This window comes from Mycobacterium sp. 852002-30065_SCH5024008 (assembly GCF_001665645.1).
GTDB classification, from domain to species: Bacteria; Actinomycetota; Actinomycetes; order Mycobacteriales; family Mycobacteriaceae; genus Mycobacterium; species Mycobacterium paraffinicum.
Genome location: NZ_LZSZ01000041.1, coordinates 1 through 7,483, shown reverse-complemented (window position 1 = coordinate 7,483; position 7,483 = coordinate 1). Strand labels below are relative to the sequence as shown.

Here is a 7,483-nt window from a genome sequence, read left to right as displayed (position 1 = left end):
AGATCACGATACGGCGACCGCATAGATCTACACTTATGCGATCGTCGGCAGCGTCAGATGTGTATAAGAGATCGACACCGTGACCTTCTCGCTGACCAGCAGGGCGTGCAAGTCCTTCGGGGAGCGGGCCACCGCATCGGGCACCACCACCAACCGCCCACCGTGCAGCAGCGCCCCCCAGATCTCCCACACCGAGAAATCAAAGGCATACGAATGGAACTGGGTCCACACCTGCCCCGACCCCAACACCACCCCGACCCGCTCCGCGTCGAACAACCGGGTCACATGGGCGTGGCTGACCGCCACCGCCTTGGGCACCCCGGTGGTACCCGAGGTGTAAATGATGTGCGCGACATCCTCGGGGTCGGGGCCCGGCGGCGCCGTGGTGGGCTGCGCTTGCACCGCGGGACTGTCCACGTCGATCACCGGCAGCACGTGCCCGGCCAGCTTCTCCGCCAACGCCGCGGTGGTCAGCGCGGCGACCGGCGCGGTGTCGGCGAGCATGAACCCGATGCGCGCCGCCGGCAACCCCGCGTCGATCGGCAAATACGCCGCCCCGGACTTGAGGACCGCCAGGATCGCCACGATCGCCTCCGCCGACCGGTGCAACAACACCGCCACCGACTCCCCCGGACCCGCGCCCCGGGCAATCAACAGATGCGCCAGCCGATTCGACGCCTCATCCAACTCCCGATAGCTCATCGCCCGGCCCTCGAAAGTCACCGCCGCCGCGTCCGGGGTGCGGACCACTTGCGCGGCGAACAACGTCGGGATGGTCGCCGGCGCCCACGGCTGGACCAGGACCGCGCGGTTCCCGAAGTCGTCGAGCCTGCGGTGTTCGCCGGCGTCCAGCGCGTCCGTCGCAGACAGCCGCCGCCCCGGGTCGGTGGACATGGCCACCAGCACCCGACGCAGCCGCTCGATCAGCGTCGCGATGGCGTCCGCCTCGAAAACGTCGGTGTCGTATTCGACGCGGAGGCGCAGTTCGTGTCCCGGCTGAGCCTGAATCGTCAGCGGGTAGTGGGTGGATTCCCGGCTGGCGATGTCGGTGATGGACAGCTCCTGGGCACCCGACAGCGCCGCGGCGTCGATCGGATAGTTCTCGAAGGCGAACAGGGTGTCGAACAGCTTGTCCTGACCGGTGATGCGGTGAATGTCGCTGAGCGCCAAGTGCTGGTGGTCGAGGGTGTGGTTGTAGGCGCCCTGCAGTTGCTCGAGCAGGTCGGCTGCGGTGGTCGTCGGGGTGAGGTTCGCCCGCACCGGCACCGTGTTGATCAACAGGCCGACAATCGAGTCCGCACCGAGGACCTCGGCCGGCCTGCCCGAGACGGTGGTGCCGAACGCGACGTCGTGCTGACCGGTCAGCCAGCACAACAGTTGGGCGTAGGCCGCCTGCAGCACCGTGTTGACGGTGGTGTGGCACGAGCGGGCCAGCTCGCCAACGGCACGGGTGAGGTCGGCCGGCAGCCCGAACGTCTGAACGCCTTGCTCCCCGGGCTGCAGCCGATCCTGGCGACCGACCAAGGCCGGGGCGTCGAAGCCGGCGAACACCTCGCCCCAGGCGGCGCGGGCGGCGTCGCGGTCGCGGGCGGCGAGCCAGCTGACGAAGCCGCGGTAGGGCGCCGCGGCGGGCAGTCGCTGGCCGTAGTAGCCGGCGAAGATGTCGCCGAGCAGGATCGGCATCGACCAGCCGTCGAGCACGATGTGGTGGTTGGTCAGCACCAGCCGGTGCCGGTCCGGCGCGGTGCGGATCAAGGCCACCCGGAAGGGCGGCTGGTTGGCGAGGTCGCACACGGCGGCGCGCTCGGCGGCGCAGAGCCGCGCGACCCGCTCCTCGACGTCGAGGTCGCCATCCAGCTCCAGGTACTGCCAGGCCGCCGCCGCATCGGCGGCGATGACCTGCACCGGCTCATCGAACTGGTCGAAGAATCGGGCCACCAGGTTCGGATGCCGCTTGACCATCGCGTGCACGGCCTCGCGCAAGCGGTCGGGTTCAAGCAGACCGCTGACCGTGATGTCGAGCTGTCCCGCGTAGAGGTCGCCGGAATCCTGGCCGGCCCCCTGCACGGTGTTGGCGTGGAACAGCAGCCCCTGCTGCACCGGGGTCAGCGGTAGCACGTCGGCGATGTGGCACTGCCGCTGCAGCTGGTCGATCTGCTTCTGGCTGAGGCGAGCGGGGGCGATGTCCGACGGCGTCAAACCGCCGCCACCGGAACGCACGTGGGCGCAGATCCCGGCCAGGGCCTCGAACCACATCCGGCTCAGCCGCGTGACTCGGTCCTCGTCGAGCGTCGACGGCGCCCACGTCCAATTGGCGTGCAGCCTCGGGCCGGCCTCGGAGTCGACGGTGGCCGCGTTGAGCTCCAGCGTGTGCATCAGCGGCATGGGTATCGCCGCGGCGCCGGCGGTGACCGACCCCTGCACGGGTCGCCACATTTCCTCGGAGAGCTCGGCTGAACCACTTTGGCGCCCAAGATAATTGAACCCGATCGTCGGGTCGGCGCCGTCAAGGTCGGCGGCGGCGTTCAGGTAACGCAGCAACCCGTAGGTCAGCGAATCCGGGAGGGCGCGCAGTTGCTCCTTGGCGTCCTTGAGCACCGCACCCAACGCCGAGTCGCCGGAAGTCACTTGCGCCCAAGGCAATTCCCCCGTGGCCAGAGACACCGGGTACTTGGCGGTGAACCACCCCACCGTGTGGGACAGGTCGACGTCGCGGCCCAGCTCCTCGTTCCGGCCGTGGCCCTCCACGTCGATGCCGATCGGCGCCCCGCCGGTGCCCAGGAATTCCGCCACCGCGAGGGCGAACGAGATCAGCAGGATGTCCTGGACGCCGGCGCGGAACGCCGCCGGCACCTGACCGAGCAGCATGCCGGTGGTCTCGGCATCCAGCTCCACCGAGAGATGCCCGGCGGTGGCGAAGGTGTCCACCTCGGGCCGCACCGCGGGCAGCGCCGCGGGGGTGGCCACCACGTGCTGCCAGGTGCCCAGTTGGTCCACCACGTCCGGGTGGCTCGCGCGCTCGGCCAGCTGCGACGCCCACCGGGCGAACGACGTGCCCGCCACCGGCAAAGCCACCGGCTGGCCCAGGCGGTGCTGGGCCCAGGCAATGTTCAAGTCCTCCAACAGGATTCGCCAGGACACTCCATCGACGGCCAGGTGGTGGATGATCACCACCAGCTGGCCGGTGGAGGTGGCCCACAGCGCGCTCAGCATCGCCCCGGCCGCCGGGTTCAACCGCGACCGCGCCTCGACCAGCGCGGCGTCGGACAACTCGGCCACGGTGTGCAGGCAGTCGCGGGCGTCCACCGAACCGGGCTCCGGCACCGTCAGCGACCACCCGTCCCCGACCCGCAGGCGCAGCATGCCGTGCCGGTCGAGCAATGCCTGCAGCACCACCAGCACGTCGGCCTCGCCCACCCCCGCGGGGGCCTGCACGAGCATCGTCTGGTTGAACTGGTCGACCCGCCCGCCTGCCCCTTCTATGCCCTGCAGCCAATGCATGATCGGCGTGGCGGTCACCGGGCCCACACCCTCGTCGGCCACGTCGGCTCCGGCGTCGGCGACCTCAGCCACCCGGGCCAGCCGGGCAACGGTCTGCTCGACGAAGATGTCGCGCGTCCGGCAGATCAGCCCGGCGGCGCGCGCCCGCGTCACCACCTGCATCGACGAGATGCTGTCGCCGCCGAGGTCGAAGAAGGAGTCGTCGACGCCGACGCGGTCGAGCCCCAGCACCTGGGCGTAGATGCCGGCGAGTATCTCCTCGACGGCGTTGTCCGGGGCGCGGTATTGGTCGACGTCGGAGTACTCCGGTGCGGGCAGCGCGCGAGTGTCGAGCTTGCCGTTGGGCGTGAGCGGAAGCGCGTCGAGCACCACCACGGCGGCGGGGATCATGTACGCCGGCAGCCGTTCGGCCAGCGCGGCGCGCACCCCGGCCGGATCGGCCGTCCCGGTGACGTAGGCGACCAGGCGCTTATTTCCGGGGTGGTCCTCGCGGGCGATGACCACCGCCTGCTCCACCCCGTCCAGCCACGCCAGCGCCGCCCGCACCTCGCCGAGCTCGATGCGATAACCGCGGATCTTGACCTGCTCGTCGGCGCGGCCGAGGTAGTCGAGCTGCCCGTCGACGCGCCAGCGCACCAGGTCCCCGGTGCGGTACATGCGGGTGCCGGCTCCGCCGAACGGGCACGCCACGAACCGCGACGCGGTCAGACCCGACCGCTGCCAATATCCGCACGCCACGCCGGCGCCTGCCACGTACAACTCGCCGATCACGCCGACGGGCACAAGGCGCAGCCGCCCGTCGAGGACGAACAACGCGCCGCCGGGCACCGGCGACCCGATCGGCACCACACCTGCCTCGACGGATGTCGCAGTCAGGGGCTCGCTGACCGCCGCGTACACCGTGGCCTCGGTCGGGCCGTAGGCGTTGATCATCGCGCGGCCCGGCCCCCAGCGGTCGACCAGCTCGGCCGGGCACGCCTCGCCGGCCACCACCAGGGTGGCCGACTCCAGCCCCTCGGGGGACAACATCGCGGCGGCCGACGGCGTTTGGCTCACCACGCTGACCCGGTCGGCCACCAGCAGCGCGTGCAGGTCTTCCGGCGAGCGCGCCACCGACTCGGGCACCACCACCAGCCGCCCGCCGTGCAGGAGCGCGCCGAAGATCTCGTGGACCGAGACGTCGAAGGCCAGCGAATGCCACTGCGACCACACCCCGGCGCGCGGCAGGCCGGCGTCCATGCGCGCCAGCAGTTGGGTCGCGTTCTGGTGGGTGACCGCCACGCCCTTGGGGACACCGGTGGTGCCGGACGTGTAGATGAGGTAGGCGAAATCCTCCGGGCCCGGCGCCGTCAGCGCCGTGCCGGGCTGGACGGCGAGGCCCGGGTCGTTGATGTCGATGACCGGCACGTCGTGACCGATGATCCGGTCGGCCAGGTCGGCGGTGGTGATGACGGCCATCGGCGCGGCGTCGGAGAGCACGAATCCGATGCGGGACTCCGGCAGCGCCGGGTCGATCGGCAGATAGGCCGCCCCGGACTTGAGCACCGCCAGGATCGCGACGATCGCCTCCCCCGAACGCGAAAAAAGCAGGGCGACAGACCGTCCCGGTCCTGCCCCGCGGCCGGCCAACACGTGCGCCAACCGGTTCGCGGCCTCGTCCAGCTCGCGATAGGTCATGGACCGGCCGGCGCACACCAATGCCACCGCCTCCGGTGTGCGGGCCACCTGCGCGGCGAACAGCGCCGGAATGGACACCGGGGCGGGCACCGGCCCGGCCAGCACAGCCCGGTTTCCAATCTCGTCGAGGCGAGCATGCTCGGCCTCGTCGAGCAGATCCACCGACGACAACGCCTGGGTGGGGTCGACGGTCATGGCCGCCAACACCCGCTGCAACCGTCCGACGAGCGCCTGGATGCTGCGCGCGTCGTAAACGTCGGTGCGGAATTCCACCGTCCCGCCGATCCCGGCGGGCTCACCGGCCTCGCTCCAGCGCTCGGCCAGCGAGAAGGTCAGGTCCATGCGGGCGGTCTGGGTGTCCACCGGCATCGGCGTGATCTCGACGTCGCCCAGGGCCAGCCCGCCAACCGGGCCACCGCCCTGCCCGGCGAAGTTCTGCCAGGCCAGCATGACCTGTACCAGGGGGTGGTGGGTCAGGCTTCGGGTCGGATTGAGCCGTTCGACCAGCACCTCGAAGGGCACGTCTTGGTGTTCGTAGGCGGCCAGGCTGCGTTGCCGCACCTGCGACAGCAGGTCGGTGAAGGTGGGGTCGCCGGCCACGTCGACACGCAACACCAGGGTGTTGACGAAGAACCCGACCAATTCGTCGAGCGCGGGATCGCGTCGCCCGGCAATCGGAAAGCCGACTGCCACATCGGGACTGGCGCTGATCTTGGAGAGCAGCACCGCCAGGGCGGTCTGGACCACCATGAAGCTTGTCGCGTTGTGCTTGCGGGCCACCTCGCCGACGCGTTGCTGAAGCTCGGTGGGCCAATCGATTTCGACGGTGGCGCCGCGCTGATCGGCCACCAGCGGGTAGGGGCGATCGGTGGGCAGCGGCACCCGGTCGGGCATCCCGGCCAGGGCCTCTTCCCAGTAGGCCAGCTGGGCGGCGATGGGACTCTCGTCGTCGTCGAGGTCGCCGAACTGGGCGCGCTGCCAGAGCGTGTAGTCGATGTATTGCACCGCCAGCGGCGCCCAGCCGGGGGCGTGCCCGGCACACCGGCTGGCATAGGCCATGCCCAGATCGCGGACCAGCGGGGTGATCGACATACCGTCGGCAGCGATGTGGTGGACCACGGCCACCAAAATGTGCTCGTCCTTGGCGGTGCGGAAAAGCTCTGCGCGCAAGGGGATCTCGCCTGCCAGGTCGAAGGTATAGCGAGCGGTGTCGCCGATGGCCTCGTCGAGCTGGCCGGCGGACCAGCCGCTGGCGTCGACGATCTCCCACCCGAAGTCGGCCTGGTGGACGGGGGTCACCAGCTGCTGGGGCATTCCCTCGGGCGCGGCGATCAGGGTGCGCAGGATTTCGTGGCGGGCCACCACGTCGCCCAGTGCCGCACCCAGCGCGCCGGCGTCCAGCGGCCCGCTCAGCCGCAGCGCCGCCGCCATGTTGTAAACCGGTGACGGGCCTTGCAATTGGTCGAGGAACCACAAGCGGTTCTGCGCGAAAGACAACGGCACCACGGCGGGCCGCTCGGCGGCCACCAACGGCTCCAGCCCGCCCGTGCCCTCACCGATCCGCAGCGCCAGCTGGGCGACGGTCGGCGCCTCGAACACGACGCGCACCGGGAGGCCGACGTTCAGGTTGCTGTTGATCGCGGAGATCAGGCCCATCGCCGAGATGCTGTCGCCGCCGAGTTCGAAGAAGGAGTCGTCGATGCCGACGCGGTCGACGCCGAGGACCTCGGCGTAGATGGTGGCCAGGATTTCTTCGACTGCGTCGTGCGGGGCGCGGTAGGCACCGGCCTGGTATTCCGGTGCCGGTAGCGCGCGGGTGTCCAGCTTGCCGTTCGCGGTCAACGGCAACCCGTCTAGGCCCACGATGGCCGCGGGCACCATGAACGCCGGCAACCGCTCCGACAGCCGCGCCCGCAGCTCGGCCGCATCGGCCGTCCCGGTGATGTAACCCACCAGCCGCTTATCCCCGGGACGGTCCTCACGGGCGATCACCACCGCCTGCCCCACCCCATCCAAAGCACCCAGTGCGGCTTGGATTTCACCCAGCTCGATGCGATACCCGCGGATCTTGACCTGCTCATCGGCGCGGCCCAAGTACTGCAGCTGCCCATCAGCACCCCAACACGCCAGATCCCCGGTCCGATACATCCGCTGCCCGGACCCGCCGAACGGACACGCCACAAACCGCGCCCCGGTCAGCCCGGCACGCCCGAGATATCCCACGCCCACCCCGGCCCCGGCCACATACAACTCGCCGACCACCCCGGCCGGCACCGGCCGCAACCACCCATCGAGCACGAACAAC

1 pseudogene is annotated in these 7,483 nt (G+C 70.4%); it reads right to left on the bottom strand.

The features are described from left to right. Nucleotides 1-75 precede the first annotated feature (75 nt). A pseudogene (locus tag A5781_RS26465) lies at nt 76-7,483 on the bottom strand (amino acid adenylation domain-containing protein); the annotation flags it as partial.